The organism is Brevundimonas sp. GW821-FHT02A10 (genome assembly GCF_059422025.1).
Window position 1 is genome coordinate 1 of the sequence record NZ_JBWKWC010000002.1, and the last position, 16,526, is coordinate 16,526.

The window sequence follows — 16,526 nt, forward strand, 5'->3', positions numbered from 1 at the left end:
GGCGTAGTTCATCGCCTTGGCGCCGCCGGCCTTCGCCAGCGTCATCGTGATCGCCGCCGTCAGCGTCGTCTTGCCGTGGTCAACGTGACCGATCGTGCCGATGTTGCAGTGCGGCTTCGTGCGTTCGAACTTTTCCTTGGCCATGGCCAAACTCCTGATGGCCCGGGTTGAGGGGCGCTGTGTGCATTCAAAAACCTGGAGCGGGTAGACGGGATCGAACCGACATCCTCAGCTTGGAAGGCTGCTGCACTACCATTGTGCTATACCCGCGCGAAGACCGCCTCGGACCTTCCCTCACGGGTTGGAGCCTCGACGACCGGTCCGTTCCGTCGTCCTGATCGCTCGTTTCGAAAGCGCGTGGTGGGGGAAGAAGGACTCGAACCTTCGAAGCTTACGCAGGGGATTTACAGTCCCCCCCCTTTGCCGCTCGGGACATTCCCCCAACGCGCCTTTCGAACCGACCAAACCGTCTCGCCGTTCCTCTTTCGAGGGGCGGCTCAACAAAAGCCTTCGATGTTCCGGCACGCCTGAGATAGAGGGAGCGCCAGACCCGAAAGCCCTAGGGCTCCAAATCGGAGGGCGTCTTATAGTGTCGAGAAATCCAGAACGCAACGACCGGAAAGCAGGCAAAAAACCTGTTTTTGGAAACAGGCCTCAGACGGCGTCTGACGGCTCCAAGAAAGGCGGCTGGAACCCCAATCCGCCGACGAAAAGCTTTGCAGATTCAACGCCTCGTGCGCCGAAGCAGGCCAAGTCGGATCCGGACGCCTTCGTCTGGGGACGCCACCCTGTGCTCGCCGCTTTGGCGAATCCGGCGCGAAAAGGCATGGGTCGGCTGCTGGCCACCGAGGACCGCGCGGCCGAACTCGAACGCGGTAATCTGAATCACGGCCACAAGATCGAGGTCATGGATGTCCAGGCGTTGGACCGGATGCTGCCGGTCGGCGCCGTGCATCAGGGCCTGGTGTTCAAGGTCTCGCCGCTGGAAGGCGTCGCGCTCGACGACATCGCCGACCCGGCCGAAGGGATCATCGTCATGCTGGACCAGCTGACCGATCCCCAGAACGTCGGCGCCATCTTCCGCTCGGCCCTCGCCTTCGGCGCGCGCGGCATCATCGTGCAGGACCGTCACTCCCCTGCCCTCGCCGGCGCCCTGGCCAAGGCGTCGGTCGGCGCGACCGAGAAACTGCCCTGCGCCCGCGTCACCAACCTGAGCCGCGCACTGGAGCGTCTGGCCGATCTCGGCTGGCGCGCCGTCGGTCTGGACGGGAATTCGGACGAGACGCTGGAGACCGCGCTCGACGGCCGCCCGACCGTTCTGGTCATGGGCTCCGAAGGCGACGGCATCCGCCGCCTGGTCGCTGAACATTGCGACGTGCTGGCGAAGATCCCCATGCCCGGCGGCTTCGAGAGCCTGAACGTGTCCAACGCCGCGGCCGTGGCGCTTTATGTGGCGACGCAAAAGCAGGCGAAAGCCTGACTGTGAGAGGGGTTTCCGTGGCGCTGTCCCGCCGCTAGAGAGCGAACCATGGAATCCCTCTTCACGCCCCTTCTGATCAGCCAGCTCGCCGCCCTCGGCCAGGTGCTGATGATCGACCTCGTCCTGGCCGGCGACAACGCCGTGGCCGTGGGCCTCGCCGCAGCTTCCCTGCCGCAGGAGCAGCGCCGCAAGGCCATTCTGGTCGGCCTCGGCTTCGCGGTCGTGCTGCGCATCCTGTTCGCCCTGATCACCGTGCAGCTGATGGCCGTCGTCGGCCTGCTGCTGGCGGGCGGCTTCCTGCTGCTCTGGGTGTGCTGGAAGATGTGGCGCGAGCTGCGCGAACAGGCGACCCACGATCAGGCCCAGGCCCAGAAGGAACTGGAGCTCGCCGCCTCGATCGAGCACGGCACAGGCCCCTCGCCGGAAGAGCTGGGCATCAAGCGCAAGACCTTCGGCGCGGCCCTGCTGCAGATCCTGATCGCCGACGTGACCATGTCGCTGGACAACGTCCTGGCCGTCGCCGGCGCCGCGCACGAGCATCCGTGGATCCTGGCCGGCGGCCTGCTGATCTCCATCGCCCTGATGGGTCTGGCGGCGACCTATATCGCCAAGCTGCTGAACCGCTTCCGCTGGATCGGCTATGTCGGCCTGTTCATCGTCCTGTTCGTCGCGGGACGGATGATCTGGGACGGCGGCCGCTCGGTCATCGTCCGCACCGGCCATATGGACGAGTTCAACGCCTCGGCCCCGGCCTTCCTCGATATCGGGCATGAAGAGGCGGCGGAATATCTGCGCGGCACGAAGGACGCGAAGGCAACGGGTCCCGCTCCTTCCGCGCACTGATCAGCACGGGCGATCGGCCGACCTCAGCCCACGCCGCGAAGCCATCCCGTAATCGAGACCCGGTCGGCGCCGGCGGACAGGGCCACCTGCGTCACCGAATGCGGTTGCGGCACCTTGAGCAGGTTCAGGGTGTTGAAGCGGGGCGTGAACGCCTCAGCCACATTGCCCTCATCATCGTGGAAGGCCAGCAGGCCGCCCCAGTCGATCCGCCAGTCCTCGGTCAGGCCCAGCACATAGGCGAAATAGCGGTTCTTCCCCTCGGCGTGGTCGTTGTGGGCCGTCAGGAAATGGCCCTGCCGGAACCGCGTCAACTGGGCGTCCGCCATGGCGATGCGCGGCTCGTCTGTGATCCGGCGCATCAGGTCGAGAAACGGCGCGCTGTTCAGGAAGGCCATCACCCCGGCCCAGACGGGCGCCGCGTGACCGGCCTGTGTCAGATCATAGATCGGGTGGTTGTCGTACAGATACTGGAAGCGGTGAGTCGCGTCGGCCTGCACCGCCTGCCCCAGCGCCTGCCGTCCCGCCGGCTCCAGCGACGCCAGCCAGGCGGCCGGCAGATCGACATGGCCGCTCGCCCGCTGGGTCACGACATTATAGTCGACCGCGTCCGCCTCAGCCTTCAGCCGGCGGGCTGAGGCCTCGTCGAGCAAGCCGTGCAACTGCGCCCGGCCGGTCCGCGCCAGACGCTCCTGCGCCGCCGCGATCGCCTGCGACGACAGCGCCCCGAGAACGGGGGCCACGGCTGGCGCGGAGCCGGTGGTCACTCCGCCCCGCCGAACCGCTCGGACCACTCCAGCACCTGGGCGTCCTCGATCTTTTTGAACAGAACCTCGGCGGCCTGAACGGTCTGGCCGAGCGGCAGGGCCGTGGTCCAGTCCTCGCCGGGCGCGGGCCAGGTCAGGTCAGTGGCGCCGACCGAGCCAGCGATGTTTATCGCCGAGAAGGGCATGACCGGCGCGGCAAGACGGGCGAACAGGGCGACGAGGTTCAGGCCGGTCCGCACGCTGACAGCCGCCTGAACCGGATCGGTCTTGAACACGGTCCAGGGCGCGGCGACCTGTAGATACTCATTGCCCAGCACCCAGACGGCGCGCAGCGCCTGTGCGGCCTTGCGGAACTCCATTGCTTCGAAGGCGGCGGTGGCTTCGGCGATACCGGCCTCGACGTCCTCGATCAGCTTCGCCTCGACCGGGCCGGCCTCGCCGCCCTCGGGGACGACCCCGCCGAACTTGGACTCGGTGAATTTGACGATGCGGTTGACGAAGTTGCCCAGCACATCGGCCAGGTCCTTGTTCGTCGTCGACTGGAACTGCTCCCAGGTGAAGGCCGCGTCAGAGCCTTCGGGGCCATAGGCGGTCAGGTGCCAGCGCCAGTAATCGGCGGGCAGCAGCTCCAGCGCCTGGTCCATGAAGACCCCGCGCTTCTGGGACGTCGAGAACTTGCCGCCGTACCAGTTCAGCCAGTTGAAGGCCTTGAGCGTATCGACCGTCTTCCACGGCTCGCCAGAGCCGATGATGGTCGCGGGGAAGCTGACGGTGTGGAAGGCGACGTTGTCCTTGCCCATGAACTGGACGTAGCGAACGTCTTCCGCCCCGGCGTCCAGACGCCACCAGTCGCGCCAGGTCGTGCCGTGCTTCTCGGCCCATTCCTGGGTCGCGCCGATGTATTCGATCGGGGCGTCGAACCAGACGTAGAAGACCTTGTCCTCCATGCCCGGGCGCGGGAAGCCGTCCTTGACCACCGGAATGCCCCAGGCCAGATCGCGGGTGATGCCCCGGTCGATCAGGCCCTCGTCGAGGTGCTTGTAGGCAATGGATTTGGCCAGGGTCTGCCAGTCGTCCTTCGACGCGATCCAGTCACGGATCGGCTGCTCCAGCTTCGTCTGCAGCAGATAGAGGTGCCGGGTGTCGCGCACCTCGAGGTTCTTCGAGCCCGAGACCGAGGAATACGGGTCGATCAGGTCGGTCGGGTCCAGCAGGCGGCCGCAGTTGTCGCACTGGTCGCCGCGCGCCTTGGGATAGGCGCAGTGAGGGCAGGTCCCCTCGACATAGCGGTCGGGCAGGAAGCGGGCGTCGTCGATCGAATAGATCATCCGGTCGACGCGTTCCTCGATCAGGCCGTTCTTCTCCAGCGCCTCGGCGAAATGCTGGGTCAGGCGATGGTTCGGCGGATTGGAGGAGCGGCCGAAGTGATCGTAGCTCAGACCGAAGGCCTCGCCCGCCGCCTTCTGGATCTGGTGCTGTTCATCGCAATAGGTGCGCACGTCCTGACCGGCCGCGGCGGCGGCCAGCTCGGCCGGGGTGCCGTGCTCGTCGGTGGCGCAGATATAGAGGACGTCATGCCCCTGGCCGCGCTTGAAACGAGCCCAGACGTCGGCCGGCAACATGGAGCCCGCCAGATTCCCCAAATGCTTGATGCCGTTGATGTACGGCAGGGCCGAGGTGATCAGGATGCGGGCCATGGGAATCCGGTCGTATGGGGAAGGCGTGGGATATAGAGTGGGCGGGCGCGTCCGTCACCTGCAAGCGCCCCGGAGATCCGCCCTGCCCGTCATTCCCGTCGTCAAATGCGAGCGGATGTCCCGTTCGGTGCTCTTCTACACCTGGATTCTCGACTTCAAGCTCGCGCACATCTTTCCCGGCCCGACGGATCCCGCCTACGCCATCCTGACGCGCGACGGCGATGAGCTGCATCTGTCCAGCCAGGCCGACGACGGGATCGCCGGCCAGACGGTGCTGATCCTGACGAAGGACGTGGACGCCGACTTCGCGGGGATGATGGAGCGCGGCTTCGTCCCACCTGAGCGGGAGGAGTCGCCCCTGCATCAGGGACCGATCGACCAGACCTGGGGCACGCGCGAGTTCGCCGTCGACGACCCGGACGAGAACACCATCTGCTTCGTGCAGCGCTGAGGCGCCGCCTTACCGCGACTTAACTTGCGCGCGATCCCGGAGCGGCGTTCTCTCAATCAGAAGAGGAGGTTATGATGGGGTCTGACATCAAGTCGAGCTACGGGCTCGGATGGGGCTTCGCCCTCGCCTTCCCGCTGATCTTCCTGCTGCCGCCCATCGTCGAGTTCATCCAGCATGTGATCGAGTGGCGGCTCGGCGTCTTCGACAGCGTGCAGAAGGCGGAGGCCCTGTCGAACCATCCGGTCCGGCTGGGGTTCGGCTTCGTCAAGCTGGCGTCCCTGCTGGTCGTAGGTCTCTGGATCGGCCGGTATCGGCACAGCGGCGGTGACCGCAGACTTGCGGGAAAGGTCACCGGCGGGCTGTTCGCGGCCTTCATCCCCGTGATTGTCGTGGCCCTGGCCTGGGAGGGCGCCCAGATGGCGGCCGGGCCATGGCTCAGCGCGGTGGCGATCGGTCAGGTCGCGTCCATCGCCGCCGGGATCGGCCTGTTCATCCTCGGCGCGGTGTTTCAGGTGCTGACCGCGGGCTGGCGTGTGGGTGTGCCGCTGCGCGATCGGCGGATGGGCTTCTTCGGCTCGATCTGGAAGGGGCTGAGGGTGCTGCCCGCCGGACTGCTGATCTATTTTGTGGTCTTCCTGCCGCTGCTGGTGCTGCACACGGGGCTGAACGTGGCCATGGCCCTGATCGGGCTGGGTCCCGTGCTTTGGGTCCTGTTCGTCGTGGACGCCCTGCTGGTCGGCTATATCGCGACGGCGGTCTGGGGGGTCTATGACGCCATCTACCGGCGCGGTCTGACTGCCGCCGGTCAGGCGCCGGTGACGCTGGAAGCCTGAACCTCAAGACTGCGCGCCACCCGGACGAACCGGCCCGTCAACAGGGCCGAAGACACCAGACTGGCGATGATCACCGCCCAGACCAGACCGTTGACGCCCAGTTGGTGGGCCAGAACCCAGCCGACCGGCATCATCACCAGGGTATAGGCGCCGAAATGCATGATGGTGGGCCACCAGACGTCGCCCGCCGCGCGGTTGGCTGAGGCCGAGACCACCTGAATGCCGTCCGCGACGAAGAACAGGGTCGCCAGCACAAGCGCCGGGGTCACCACCGCCAACAGCAGGGGATCGCGGTTGTAGGCGCTGGCCACCACGGGGGCGAAGAGCCACAGGGCGATGGCCACCACCACCGTCAGTACGGTCACCACCCCGATCCCGACCAGACCCGCCCGCAGCACGCCACGACCGTCGCGCGCGCCATAGGCCCGGCCGACCAGGACCGCCGTCGCCGCCGACAGCCCCATAGGCACCATGAAGACGATGGCCGAGACGTTGAGCACGATGGCCCAGGCCGAGGTCTCGATCGCCCCCAGCTGGCCGGCGATGAAGGTCATGGCCGCGAAGGCCCCGACCTCGATGAAATAGCTGGAGCCGGCGCCGTAGCCGACCTTGCGCTGCTCGCGCTCGGCCAGCGGGTCGCGCGACGGCTTGAGGAAGACGCCCAGCTCCCGCGCCTCGGGCAAGCGCACGATATAGACGATCAGGAAGACGGCCAGCGAGGTCCGCGCCGCGAAGGTCGCCCAGGCCGAGGCCGCCGCGCCATGGATGCCGAGACCCAGAACATCGGGCACCAGCAGCAGGTTGAGCGCGAGGTTGATGCCGTTGGCCACCCACATGGCCCACATCCCGGCCTTGGGCTTGTGCAGGGCCTCAAGGAAGAATTGGGCCGCGACGCTGACCAGATAGCCGGGCATGGACAGGGCGAAGATGCGCAGGGCCGGGCTCGCGCCCTCGCCCAGACCGTCGGCCAGACCCGCGTGCTTCAGACCCAGCGGGCCGAGCAGCAACAGGACCAGCATGGCCGCGATCCCGAGCTGCAGCGAATAGGAGACGCCGCGGCGCAGGACAGCGCCGACCTCGGCCCGTCGCCCCTCGCCGAGGAAGCGGGCGGTCATGACCTGTACCCCCATCATCAGGCCGACCGCCGTGGTCACCACAATGCTCATGGGGGCGAGGGCCAGAGAGCTGAACGCCAGCTCCCGCGCGGAGTAGTTGCCGACCACGATCACATCGGTCAGGCCCATGGTCATGATGCCCAGACGCGCCAGGATCACCGGCCAGGCGAGGCGCAGCAGGTCTTTGGTCGCGGTTCTGGAGGTCAGGCTCAACATGGGACGCGGCACGGACCACGGACGGGCGCCCGGGTCAACACGAGGGATGCTTATGGATGGATAAGCCGGGGCGGGCTAAGGAGCCGGAATGACCCTTCGCCCCCTCTTCGTCACCCAGGTCTATGAGGCCACCCTCGCCACCACCGCGGGGTTCGAGGAATTCAACGCCGACCTGTCGGACGCCTGCCGCATGCTGGCCGACGAGGACGGCGCCGGACGCGCCTGGAGCAAGGCGCACGCCTACCGCGGCTATACCTCCTACGGCTCGCTCAACGACCTGCCCAACCGGATGCCCGAGTTCGCCGAGCTGAAGAAGCATCTGGACCGCCACGCCCTGGCCTATGCGAAGGCGCTCAACTTCGATCTGGCGAAGAAGCCCCGTCTCGAAAATCTCTGGGTCAATATCCTCAAGCCCGGCGGCGGCCATACGGGCCATATCCACCCCCACGCCTTCCTCTCGGGCACGGTCTATGTCGAGGTCCCGGACGGCGCCTCGGCGCTCAAGCTGGAAGATCCGCGCCTGCCGTTCATGATGGCCCGCCCCGGGGTGGTCGAGGACGCGCCCGAGGCCGAGAAGCCCTTCGTCTATCTGGCGCCCTCGGCCGGCACGGTGCTGATGTGGGAAAGCTGGCTGCGGCACGAGGTGCCGACCAATCAGGCCAAGTCCGAGCGGATCTCGATCAGCTTCAACTATGCCTGATATTCAAGGCATAATATATCTACTTATGTAGTTTACACCAACACCAACCGCGGCAGCGAGAACAATACCGACCCAAAATATACTGTGCATAGTCCGCCTTTGCGAAATAACACTAATCATGCCACCAAAATAGAATATTTGAGACTTGAACACTTTATTTACAGAGTCCTTGGATATCCCCATAGCAAACATTCCCAAAAACGCGGGAACTATAAACCAAAAAGGAAACGGCTCTCGAATTCTTTCGGCATCCCATTTTGCGTACGCCAACAACGACTCATCTATACTATCTCCCGCAATTGATAAGGCGGATTTTAGTTTAGATATATCAATATCAGATACGGCAGGCTTGCTTGCAAACATGGCAGTTGAAACGATGGCACAGGCTAGACTTATCGTAACCACGCCCATGAAAACCGGCCTAACTTTTGACAAAATATTAGCGTAGTTTGGCCTAGATATCGCAGATATAAATTCTTCTAGGTCAACCTTTATACTTCTGACCCAGTCGATATCCGGCCCAGACACACTAAACATAATAGTTTTGTCGATTTCCCGACTATCGTCTGGCTCTGCAAAATAAATAGAAATCGCGGAACGATCATCCCCAACTCCAACATCTTTTTGTATAGTGAGAGCAACGATTTCCTTTCTCCCCGCATTTGGAAGAGAAAATAGGGATTCAATATTTCCTATAGATTGGGCAGACTCGTCTCTAAGGCGAACCTTAAAAACTATCTTGGAATTGTTGCTGCCTATTTTGTCAAAATGAGATTCTATTCTTTCTGAAAGACCGACTATACTTGTCGAGTCGAGTTGAAAACCATACTCGAACGCTCTATGAGCCTCTTCCATGCCAACCCCCATAATTTTTCTATTCAGTCTCACAACCTTTGCGTTTTGAACAGCCAGCTGCCGCGTTAGATGTTCGCTCCGTTTCTCAGATTTGGAAGAGACCCGATCGATATCAGCCTCGCCTGATGGCTCAATGACGCAGTCTGTGTAACCTTCGCCGCGCACCGGACGAAGACGCCTTTGACCGTGACGGACCGTGAAGCCCATCTGAAAAGCCTGATGCTCCGCGGTCTCGACGGCGACGCGGCGGCCTGGCGCGTGCTGCTCACCGACCTGGGCGCGCACCTGCGCCCCTATTTCCGGACCCGCCTGTTCGACGGCGGCGCCGACGCCGAGGACCTTGTGCAGGAAACCCTGATCGCCATCCACGCCAAGCGCGCGACCTGGGACCCGTCCCAGTCGTTCAGCGGCTGGGCCTGGGCGATCGCCCACCACAAGCTGGTCGACCATCTGCGCCGTCGCGGCCGCCGTCCGACCCACCCGCTGGAGGAGGCCTCGGCCCTGTTCGCCGACCACACCGTCGAGGACGGGGCGACGCAGGCCGATCTGAGCCGCTGCCTGTCCCTGCTGCCCGCCCGCCAGCGCAAACTGATCGAGGATGTTCGGCTGAAGGGGCTATCGGTCGCCGAAGCCGCAGAGCGCCACGGCTATTCCCTGACCGCCGCCAAGGTCTCGATCCACCGCAGCCTGAAATCGCTGAACGCGAAATTCGCCCCGGTCATGCAGGAGGCCGTCGATGAAGACTGACGACCTGATCCAGGCCTTGGCCGCCGACCTGCCACCCGCGCGCCGTCTCGACCGGCGCCTGCTGCTGTCCCTGATCCCCGCCGTCATCGTGGTGCTGGTCACCATCGGCCTGTGGCTCGGCTATCGCGACGACCTGATGGCGGCGATGCGCGGCCCGGTCTTCTGGGCCAAGGCCGCCTACACCACCGTCATGGCCGGGGTCGGCTTCTGGCTGCTGGACCGGCTGGGCCGGCCGGGCGCCAGTCCGAAGGGGCCGCTGATCCTGCTGGCCGCCGTCCTGACGCTGGCGGTCGGTCTGGGCCTCTATGAGCTGTTCACCCTGCCCATGCCCGAGCGGATGCCGGCCATGATGGGCGACAGCGCCCATGTCTGCGCGCCCAATATCGCCCTGCTCAGCCTCGTGGCCGCCCCCTTCGTCTTCTGGGCCGCCCGCGCCTTCGCCCCGACCCGGCCGATGCTGGCGGGCGCCGCGGCGGGGCTGCTGACCGGCGGTCTGGCCACGACCCTCTACGGCCTGCACTGCCCCGAGCACGCGGCGGCCTTCGTTGGGCTCTGGTACACGCTGGGGATGGCCATGGCGGTGGCCGCCGGAGCCGTGATCGGGAAGTTCGCCTTCCGCTGGTAGAACGGGCCGCTGGTGGTCTTCAGGACGTCAGCGCGGGCCAGGCCTTCATCGCCGAGGTCACCACCGAATCCAGTTCTTCCCGCCCCGCACCGCCCCTGGCGCTGAGGCTCAGCCCCTTGTGGACGGCGGCGTAGAACTGCGCGACGGCCTGGGCGTCGGTCGTCGGGGCCAGTTCGCCCTCGGCGATGCCCTTGCGAACCCGCGCGGCGAGGGTCTCGGTCGTGCTCGCCCTGATCTCGCAAAGGGTGGCGGCGAGTTCGGGCGACATCTCCCCGGCCTCGGCGGCGGTCTGTATGACCATGCACCCGCTGGGGAAGTCGCCGTCTGTGAAGACGCGGGCGGCGTTCCTGAGCAGACCCTCGACGCTCTCGCGCGCCGTCGCCGCCTCCATCACGCCCCAGAAGCCGCCGCTGAAACTCGACACATAGTGGTCGATGGCCTCGCGATAGAGGCCTTCCTTGGAACCGAAGGCGGCATAGAGGCTGGGCGAGGCGATGCCCATGGCCGCCGTCAGATCGCTCATGGAGGCGCCAGCGTAACCCTTCTCCCAGAACACGCGCATCGCCTGTTCCAGGGCCTGGGTGCGATCGAAACTGCGGGGGCGGCCCCGGGTTGCTACGGGGACGCCATCAACGGATAGCGACATTCGGACCTCATTTTGTGCTGACCGATAAATAATCCCTTGCGCTCCTGAGGCAAGCTCCCCAGCTAGTTCTGTGCCGATCGATACAGAATTGGCCGAACGCAACAGGATCATCGCCATGAGCACTCCCTCTCTTCCACTTTCCGGCAAACGCGCCCTCGTCACCGGCGGCGCGCGCGGCATCGGCGCGGCCATCGCCCGCCATCTGGCCGCCGACGGCGCCGACGTCGCCATCACCTATGAGAAGTCCGCCGAAAAGGCCGAGGCCCTCGCCGCCGAAATCCGCGCCCTGGGCCGCAAGGCCGTCGCCATCCAGGCCGACGCCGGCTCCGTTGATGGCCCGAAAAAGGCCGTGGCCGCAACCGTCGCCGGCCTCGGCGGCCTCGACATCCTCGTCAACAACGCCGGGATCGCCGGCGGGGCCCTGTTCGCCGACCAGTCGGTCGAGGAGATCGAAGCCCTGCTCAACGTCAACGTCCGGGGCGTCTTCCTGACCAGCCAGGCGGCCCTGCCGCACCTCGGCGAAGGCGGCCGGATCATCTCGATCTCCAGCGTCCTGGCCCACCGCGTGCCCTTCCCCGGCGTGACCGTCTACTCCGCCACCAAGTCGGCGCTGGAAGCCTTCACCCTGGGCCTGTCGCGCGAGGTCGGCGCGCGAGGCATCACCGTCAACATGGTCAAGCCCGGCGCCACCGACACCGACATGAACCCGGCGGACGGCCCGAACGCCCCGACCATGCTGTCGGGCATCTCGCTGGGCCGTTACGGCGAACCGTCCGAGATCGCCTCGGCCGTGGCCTTCCTGGCCGGTCCGGGCGCGAGCTACATCACCGGCACCAGCATCCTGGTCGACGGCGGCATCGGCGCCTGATCGACGCCTGAAGACAGGGGACCGGCGGCCATTCGTCGCCGGTCCCCAACTGCCTCTGGTCAAGCGACGCCTGAAATGTGATCGTTCTCAACGGAAACGTCCCGTGGAAGAACATCAATGGTCGCCACACGCCTGATCGCCCTCTGCGGGGCTCTTTCGCTTGCTCTCGGCGCCACAGCAGCGTCGGCGCAGATCGCCCCTCCCGACCCCGGCTTCCTCCATGCGCGAGGGACCGAAATCGTCGATGGTCAGGGCCGGCCCGTCATCCTGCGCGGCATGGGTCTGGGCGGCTGGGTGCTGCAGGAGGGCTATATGCTGCAACTGCCCGAACTGGGGCAGCAGCACGTCATCCGCGCCCGCATCGCCGCCCTGATCGGCGAGGAGAAGACCGAGGCCTTCTACGCCGCCTGGCGCGCCAACTACGTCACCAGGGCCGACATCGACGCCATGGGCCGCTGGGGCTTCAACTCGGTGCGCGTGCCGCTGCACTACGACCAGCTGACCCTGGCCGCCGACCGCGAACCGGCCCCCGGCGCCGACACCTGGAACGAGGCGGGGTTCAAACAGATCGACGACCTGATCGGCTGGGTGAAGGCGAACAACATGGTCCTGATCCTCGACCTGCACGCCGCGCCGGGCGGTCAGGGGACGGACCTCGCCATCTCCGACCGCGATCCGTCAAAGCCCTCGCTCTGGGACAGTCCGGAGAACCGCAGGAAGACCGTCGCCCTGTGGCGCAAGCTGGCCGAACGCTATGCCGACGAGCCCGCCGTCGGCGCCTATGACATCATCAATGAGCCCAATTGGGACTTTGAGAAATCGGCAGGCGGCCATGGCTGCGAGGAGACGACCAACGCCCCGTTGCGCTCCCTGATGATGGAGATCACCGCCGCGATCCGAGAGGTCGACAGACGCCACCTCATCGTCATCGAGGGCAATTGCTGGGGCAACAACTATCGCGGCGTCCTGCCCGTCTGGGACGACAACATGGCCCTGAGCTTCCACAAATACTGGAACGCCAACGACGCGGCCTCCATCGCCGACACCGTCAAGCTTCGCGACGACAATCAGGTCCCGATCTGGCTGGGGGAGTCCGGCGAGAACTCCAACACCTGGTTCCGCGACGCCATCCGTCTGGTCGAGGACCAGAACATCGGCTGGGCCTTCTGGCCGCTGAAGAAGATCGGCTTCAACCAGCCGCTGGAGGTGGTTCCCAACCCCGGCTGGGCGGCGCTGGTCGCCTGGCTGACCGGCAAGGGTCCGGCCCCCACGGCAGCCGAGGCCGAGGCGACCTTGATGCGGATGGCCCAGCACGATATCCGCTTCGAGAACAATACCGTCCACCCCGACGTCATCGACGCCATGCTGCGCCAGCCGCATTCCGACGCCACGCTTCCGTTCGCCGGCCACCGCATCGGAAGCGGTCCTGCTATCATCCCCGCCGTCGACTACGACATGGGCCGCGCCGGCCACGCCTGGGCCGACACGCGCGACGCCAGCTATGAGTCACCGGGCCAGAGGATCTGGTGGAATACGGGCCGGACCTACCGCAACGACGGCGTCGACATCGCGCGGGATGCGGACGCAGCGCCCTACGTCACCGACTTCGTCACCGGCGAATGGCTGCGCTACTCCGTGACGGCGGAGGCCGCCGGGACAAGGACGGTGACGGTCTCGGCCCGGAGCGGCGCGGCCGCCCGGCTGTCGGTCAGCCTGAACGGCGCGGCGCCGGTCGAGGTCGCAGTTCCGGCCGCGTCAGACTGGCGCGCGGTCGTCACGCCTGCCCTGCCGTTCGTAGCCGGGAACAATACCCTGATCCTGAAGGTCGAGGCCTGCGAAGCCTGCGCGGTGCGCGTTCTGACAGTCGCACCCGACTGAGGCTCTCCGCCCTCAAAACGCCCCCTGCGTCGGCTACGTCATTTGCCACCCGGCGCGTGGATCGCTACATCCCGCCCCTATTCCCATTTCCGACGAACCCGAAGGGCGCACCGCTCCCCATGGCGCAGCAATATATTTTCCAGATGCAGGGTCTGACCAAGACCTTCCCTGGCGGCAAAAAGATCTTCGAAAACATCTGGTTGAGCTTCTACAACGACGCCAAGATCGGCGTCGTCGGCGTCAACGGCTCAGGTAAGTCCACCCTTCTGAAGATCATGGCCGGCCTGGACAGCGAGTTCACCGGCGAGGCCAAGGCCGCCGACGGCGTCAAGCGCGGCTATCTGGAGCAGGAGCCCCACCTCGACGACGCCCTGACCGTTCGCGAGAACGTCGAGGCCTGGTGCGAAGAGAAGCAGTGGGTGAACCGCTTCAACGCCATCGCCATGGAAATGGCCGAGGAATACTCGGACGAACTCATGGAGGAGATGACCGCCCTTCAGGAGAAGATCGACGCCGGCGACGTCTGGGACATCGACAGCCGCATCGAAATGGCCATGGACGCCCTGCGCTGCCCGCCCGACGACTGGATGACCACCAACCTGTCGGGCGGTGAAAAGCGCCGCGTGGCCCTGGCCCGTCTGCTGCTGTCCAAGCCCGACATGCTGCTGCTCGACGAACCGACCAACCACCTCGACGCCGAATCCGTCGCCTGGCTGCAGCACCATCTGGAAGCCTTCCCCGGTTGCGTCATCCTGGTGACCCACGACCGTTACTTCCTCGACCTCGTCACCAAGTGGACGCTCGAGCTCGATCGCGGCAAGGGCATCCCCTACGAAGGCAACTACTCCGGCTGGCTGGAGCAGAAGCAGAAGCGCGTCGTGCAGGAACAGTCGGAATCCGAAGCTCGCCAGCGCGCCCTCACCCGCGAACTGGAATGGGTCCGTTCGGGCGCCAAGGCCCGTCAGGCCAAGTCAAAGGCCCGTCTGGCCGCCTATGAGAAGATGGTCTCCGAACAGGAGAACTCGCGTCAGGCCCAGACCCACGCCGTCATCCAGATCCCGCCCGGCCCGCGCCTCGGCAACGTCGTGCTGGAGGTCGAGGGACTGCAGAAGTCTTACGGCGACAAGGTCCTGTTCGACAACCTGACCTTCAAGCTGCCGCCCAACGGCATCGTCGGTGTCATCGGCCCCAACGGCGCCGGCAAGTCGACCATGTTCAAGCTGATCACCGGCCAGGAAACGCCCGATGGCGGCACGGTCAAGGTCGGCGAGACAGTCAAGCTGGCCTATGTCGACCAGTCGCGTGACGCGCTCGATCCCAACAAGACTATCTGGGAAGAAGTCTCCGGCGGCACCGACGTGATGCTGGTCGGCAAGCGCGAGATCAACACCCGCGCCTATGTCGGCAGCTTCAACTTCAAGGGCGGCGACCAGCAGAAGAAGGTCGGTCAGCTGTCCGGCGGTGAGCGTAACCGCGTCCACCTGGCAAAGACCCTGGCCACCGGCGGCAACCTGATCCTGCTCGACGAACCGACCAACGACCTGGACATCGAGACCCTGCAGAACCTCGAAGAGGCTCTGGAAGAGTTCGCCGGCTGCGCCGTGGTCATCTCCCACGACCGCTGGTTCCTGGACCGTCTGGCGACCCACATCCTGGCTTTCGAGGGCGACAGCCACGTCGAATGGTTCGAGGGCAATTTCGAAGCCTATGAAGAAGACAAGAAGCGCCGCCTCGGCGCCGACAGCCTGATCCCGCACCGGATCAAGTTCCAGAAGTTCGGGCGCTGATCTCAATCGGCTCCGACGCGAACGGCCTCCCTCGCGGGAGGCCGTTTTCGTTTCGGGTGGCGTCTGCCGATGGCCGGCGTAATCTGGTCCCATGACCACTCGTCCCGCCGTCCTGATCATGCAGCGCCATCTGGGCCAGCTGACGCCGTTTCTGGAGGGCGCTTACGACGTCTACCGCTTCTGGGAAGGCCCGCCGGCCGAGGTCGAGGCGCGGATCGGGGCGATCGTTGTGGCGGGGGAATTCGAGCTCGAAAAGGCGCTGATCGAACGGCTGCCGAACCTGAAACTCGTCGCCTGTTTCACCTCGGGCTACGACCGAATTGATGTTCCGTGGTGCCGGGCGCGCGGCCTGCCGGTGACCCATGCACCGGGCGTCAATCACGAGGATGTCGCCGACCACGCCATCGGCCTGATCCTGGCGGCGCGACGCAAGATCGTCGAGGGCGACCGCCATCTGCGGGCCGGGGAATGGACGCCGGAGACGCGCATCCTGACGCCGTCCCTGAAGGGGCAGAAGGTCGGGATCGTCGGTCTGGGCCTGATCGGTCAGGCGGTCGCGCGCCGCGCCGAGGCGATGCGGATGGCAGTGCGCTGGTGGTCGCCGCGCGACAAGGCCGCCGACTGGCCGCGCGCCGCCTCCTTGCTGGAACTGGCGAAGGACAGCGACATTCTGGTCGTCGCCTGCCGGGTGGACGACAGCAATGTCGGCCTGATCTCGAAAGAGGTGGTTGAGGCGCTTGGTTCGTCAGGGCTGCTGGTCAACGTCTCGCGCGGTCAGGTGCTGGACGAGACCGCGGTGATCGCGGCGCTCAGGTCCGGCGCGCTCGGTCAGGCGGCGCTGGATGTCTTCACCCACGAACCGGTGGATCCGGCTGACTGGGCGGGCGTACCCAACACCGTGCTCACGCCCCACACCGCCGGGGCCACGACCGAGGCGGTGCAGGGCATGTTGATGTTGATGGTCCAGAACCTGGCGGCGGTCTTCGCCGGCGAACCGCTGAAGACCCCCATCCAGGGCTAG

General features: G+C 65.6%; 17 protein-coding genes and 2 tRNA genes. 11 read left to right on the forward strand and 8 right to left on the reverse strand.

All coding sequences use genetic code 11. The features are described 5' to 3' along the window. From AC07U0_RS06335 to AC07U0_RS06345, 3 genes are all read right to left on the reverse strand, one after another. On the reverse strand, positions 1 to 144 hold a 144-nt coding region (locus tag AC07U0_RS06335; protein ID WP_227624837.1), incomplete at its 3' end, for a GTP-binding protein. Positions 145 to 196: 52 nt separating this feature from the next. Next, positions 197 to 270 (reverse strand) — tRNA-Gly (locus tag AC07U0_RS06340). A gap of 88 nt (positions 271 to 358) precedes the next feature. Continuing rightward, positions 359 to 442, reverse strand: a tRNA-Tyr gene (locus AC07U0_RS06345). A 147-nt stretch (positions 443 to 589) separates the two neighbouring features. On the opposite strand from AC07U0_RS06345, the gene rlmB reads away from it, so the two are divergent. Together rlmB and AC07U0_RS06355 are read left to right on the forward strand one after the other, a co-directional pair. After that, the gene (gene rlmB / locus AC07U0_RS06350; RefSeq protein WP_494719194.1) at positions 590 to 1,480 is read left to right on the forward strand and encodes a 23S rRNA (guanosine(2251)-2'-O)-methyltransferase RlmB; all 891 of its coding nucleotides are present in this window, start codon (positions 590 to 592) and stop codon (positions 1,478 to 1,480) included. A 48-nt stretch (positions 1,481 to 1,528) separates the two neighbouring features. Beyond that, positions 1,529 to 2,323 carry a TerC family protein gene (locus AC07U0_RS06355; protein ID WP_494719195.1) on the forward strand — a complete coding sequence of 265 codons (795 nt, stop codon included), beginning with the start codon at positions 1,529 to 1,531 and terminating at the stop codon, positions 2,321 to 2,323. 23 nt (positions 2,324 to 2,346) lie between these two features. Here the strand turns inward: AC07U0_RS06355 and AC07U0_RS06360 are convergent, their stop codons facing one another. Both AC07U0_RS06360 and metG read right to left on the reverse strand, forming a co-directional pair. Continuing rightward, on the reverse strand, positions 2,347 to 3,087 hold the full coding sequence (locus AC07U0_RS06360; RefSeq protein ID WP_494719196.1) for a 2OG-Fe(II) oxygenase: 741 nt from the start codon (positions 3,085 to 3,087) through the stop codon (positions 2,347 to 2,349). After that, positions 3,084 to 4,784, reverse strand: coding sequence for a methionine--tRNA ligase (gene metG / locus AC07U0_RS06365; RefSeq protein ID WP_494719197.1), 1,701 nt, complete (start codon positions 4,782 to 4,784; stop codon positions 3,084 to 3,086). The genes AC07U0_RS06360 and metG overlap by 4 nt, the downstream gene beginning before the upstream one ends. 115 nt (positions 4,785 to 4,899) lie before the next feature. On the opposite strand from metG, the gene AC07U0_RS06370 reads away from it, so the two are divergent. Together AC07U0_RS06370 and AC07U0_RS06375 are read left to right on the forward strand one after the other, a co-directional pair. Then, complete coding sequence (locus AC07U0_RS06370) at positions 4,900 to 5,235, forward strand: VOC family protein (RefSeq protein ID WP_494719198.1); 336 nt, start codon at positions 4,900 to 4,902, stop codon at positions 5,233 to 5,235. 74 nt (positions 5,236 to 5,309) lie between these two features. Continuing rightward, positions 5,310 to 6,068 (forward strand): hypothetical protein, encoded by a 759-nt coding sequence (locus tag AC07U0_RS06375; protein WP_494719199.1) that lies wholly within the window; start codon positions 5,310 to 5,312, stop codon positions 6,066 to 6,068. Here AC07U0_RS06375 and AC07U0_RS06380 read toward each other — a convergent pair. Further along, positions 6,041 to 7,399, reverse strand: coding sequence for an MATE family efflux transporter (locus tag AC07U0_RS06380; protein WP_494719200.1), 1,359 nt, complete (start codon positions 7,397 to 7,399; stop codon positions 6,041 to 6,043). The genes AC07U0_RS06375 and AC07U0_RS06380 overlap by 28 nt on opposite strands. A gap of 88 nt (positions 7,400 to 7,487) precedes the next feature. Here AC07U0_RS06380 and AC07U0_RS06385 point away from each other — a divergent pair, with 88 nt between their 5' ends. Then, complete coding sequence (locus AC07U0_RS06385) at positions 7,488 to 8,099, forward strand: TIGR02466 family protein (protein ID WP_494719201.1); 612 nt, start codon at positions 7,488 to 7,490, stop codon at positions 8,097 to 8,099. A gap of 3 nt (positions 8,100 to 8,102) precedes the next feature. Here AC07U0_RS06385 and AC07U0_RS06390 read toward each other — a convergent pair whose 3' ends face one another. Beyond that, positions 8,103 to 9,161 carry a hypothetical protein gene (locus AC07U0_RS06390; RefSeq protein ID WP_494719202.1) on the reverse strand — a complete coding sequence of 353 codons (1,059 nt, stop codon included), beginning with the start codon at positions 9,159 to 9,161 and terminating at the stop codon, positions 8,103 to 8,105. A 12-nt stretch (positions 9,162 to 9,173) separates the two neighbouring features. On the opposite strand from AC07U0_RS06390, the gene AC07U0_RS06395 reads away from it, so the two are divergent. Together AC07U0_RS06395 and AC07U0_RS06400 are read left to right on the forward strand one after the other, a co-directional pair. Further along, positions 9,174 to 9,701 (forward strand): sigma-70 family RNA polymerase sigma factor, encoded by a 528-nt coding sequence (locus AC07U0_RS06395; RefSeq protein WP_494719203.1) that lies wholly within the window; start codon positions 9,174 to 9,176, stop codon positions 9,699 to 9,701. Beyond that, the gene (locus AC07U0_RS06400; protein WP_494719204.1) at positions 9,691 to 10,326 is read left to right on the forward strand and encodes an NrsF family protein; all 636 of its coding nucleotides are present in this window, start codon (positions 9,691 to 9,693) and stop codon (positions 10,324 to 10,326) included. The genes AC07U0_RS06395 and AC07U0_RS06400 overlap by 11 nt, the downstream gene beginning before the upstream one ends. A 19-nt stretch (positions 10,327 to 10,345) precedes the next feature. Here the strand turns inward: AC07U0_RS06400 and AC07U0_RS06405 are convergent, their stop codons facing one another. Then, on the reverse strand, positions 10,346 to 10,888 hold the full coding sequence (locus AC07U0_RS06405; protein ID WP_494719205.1) for a TetR/AcrR family transcriptional regulator: 543 nt from the start codon (positions 10,886 to 10,888) through the stop codon (positions 10,346 to 10,348). Positions 10,889 to 11,087: 199 nt separating this feature from the next. On the opposite strand from AC07U0_RS06405, the gene AC07U0_RS06410 reads away from it, so the two are divergent. From AC07U0_RS06410 to AC07U0_RS06425, 4 genes are all read left to right on the forward strand, one after another. Further along, on the forward strand, positions 11,088 to 11,840 hold the full coding sequence (locus tag AC07U0_RS06410) for a 3-oxoacyl-ACP reductase family protein (protein WP_494719206.1): 753 nt from the start codon (positions 11,088 to 11,090) through the stop codon (positions 11,838 to 11,840). A 117-nt stretch (positions 11,841 to 11,957) separates the two neighbouring features. Then, positions 11,958 to 13,718 (forward strand): cellulase family glycosylhydrolase, encoded by a 1,761-nt coding sequence (locus AC07U0_RS06415; protein ID WP_494719207.1) that lies wholly within the window; start codon positions 11,958 to 11,960, stop codon positions 13,716 to 13,718. A gap of 119 nt (positions 13,719 to 13,837) precedes the next feature. Beyond that, positions 13,838 to 15,505: an energy-dependent translational throttle protein EttA gene (gene ettA, locus AC07U0_RS06420; RefSeq protein ID WP_207870882.1), complete on the forward strand. Its 1,668-nt coding sequence runs from the start codon at positions 13,838 to 13,840 to the stop codon at positions 15,503 to 15,505. A 91-nt stretch (positions 15,506 to 15,596) separates the two neighbouring features. Continuing rightward, positions 15,597 to 16,526 (forward strand): 2-hydroxyacid dehydrogenase, encoded by a 930-nt coding sequence (locus tag AC07U0_RS06425; RefSeq protein ID WP_494719208.1) that lies wholly within the window; start codon positions 15,597 to 15,599, stop codon positions 16,524 to 16,526.

What these genes read in the sequence shown, in the direction of transcription:
- ettA (WP_207870882.1), top strand. Translation starts at nt 13,838, where the DNA reads ATGGCGCAGCAATATATTTTCCAGATGCAGGGTCTGACCAAGACCTTC.
- AC07U0_RS06370 (WP_494719198.1), top strand. Translation starts at nt 4,900, where the DNA reads ATGTCCCGTTCGGTGCTCTTCTACACCTGGATTCTCGACTTCAAGCTC.
- AC07U0_RS06395 (WP_494719203.1), top strand. Translation starts at nt 9,174, where the DNA reads ATGCTCCGCGGTCTCGACGGCGACGCGGCGGCCTGGCGCGTGCTGCTC.
- AC07U0_RS06410 (WP_494719206.1), top strand. Translation starts at nt 11,088, where the DNA reads ATGAGCACTCCCTCTCTTCCACTTTCCGGCAAACGCGCCCTCGTCACC.
- AC07U0_RS06355 (WP_494719195.1), top strand. Translation starts at nt 1,529, where the DNA reads ATGGAATCCCTCTTCACGCCCCTTCTGATCAGCCAGCTCGCCGCCCTC.
- AC07U0_RS06415 (WP_494719207.1), top strand. Translation starts at nt 11,958, where the DNA reads ATGGTCGCCACACGCCTGATCGCCCTCTGCGGGGCTCTTTCGCTTGCT.
- metG (WP_494719197.1), bottom strand. Translation starts at nt 4,784, where the DNA reads ATGGCCCGCATCCTGATCACCTCGGCCCTGCCGTACATCAACGGCATC.
- AC07U0_RS06385 (WP_494719201.1), top strand. Translation starts at nt 7,488, where the DNA reads ATGACCCTTCGCCCCCTCTTCGTCACCCAGGTCTATGAGGCCACCCTC.
- AC07U0_RS06405 (WP_494719205.1), bottom strand. Translation starts at nt 10,888, where the DNA reads ATGCGCGTGTTCTGGGAGAAGGGTTACGCTGGCGCCTCCATGAGCGAT.
- AC07U0_RS06425 (WP_494719208.1), top strand. Translation starts at nt 15,597, where the DNA reads ATGACCACTCGTCCCGCCGTCCTGATCATGCAGCGCCATCTGGGCCAG.
- AC07U0_RS06380 (WP_494719200.1), bottom strand. Translation starts at nt 7,399, where the DNA reads ATGTTGAGCCTGACCTCCAGAACCGCGACCAAAGACCTGCTGCGCCTC.
- AC07U0_RS06390 (WP_494719202.1), bottom strand. Translation starts at nt 9,161, where the DNA reads ATGGGCTTCACGGTCCGTCACGGTCAAAGGCGTCTTCGTCCGGTGCGC.
- AC07U0_RS06375 (WP_494719199.1), top strand. Translation starts at nt 5,310, where the DNA reads ATGGGGTCTGACATCAAGTCGAGCTACGGGCTCGGATGGGGCTTCGCC.
- AC07U0_RS06400 (WP_494719204.1), top strand. Translation starts at nt 9,691, where the DNA reads ATGAAGACTGACGACCTGATCCAGGCCTTGGCCGCCGACCTGCCACCC.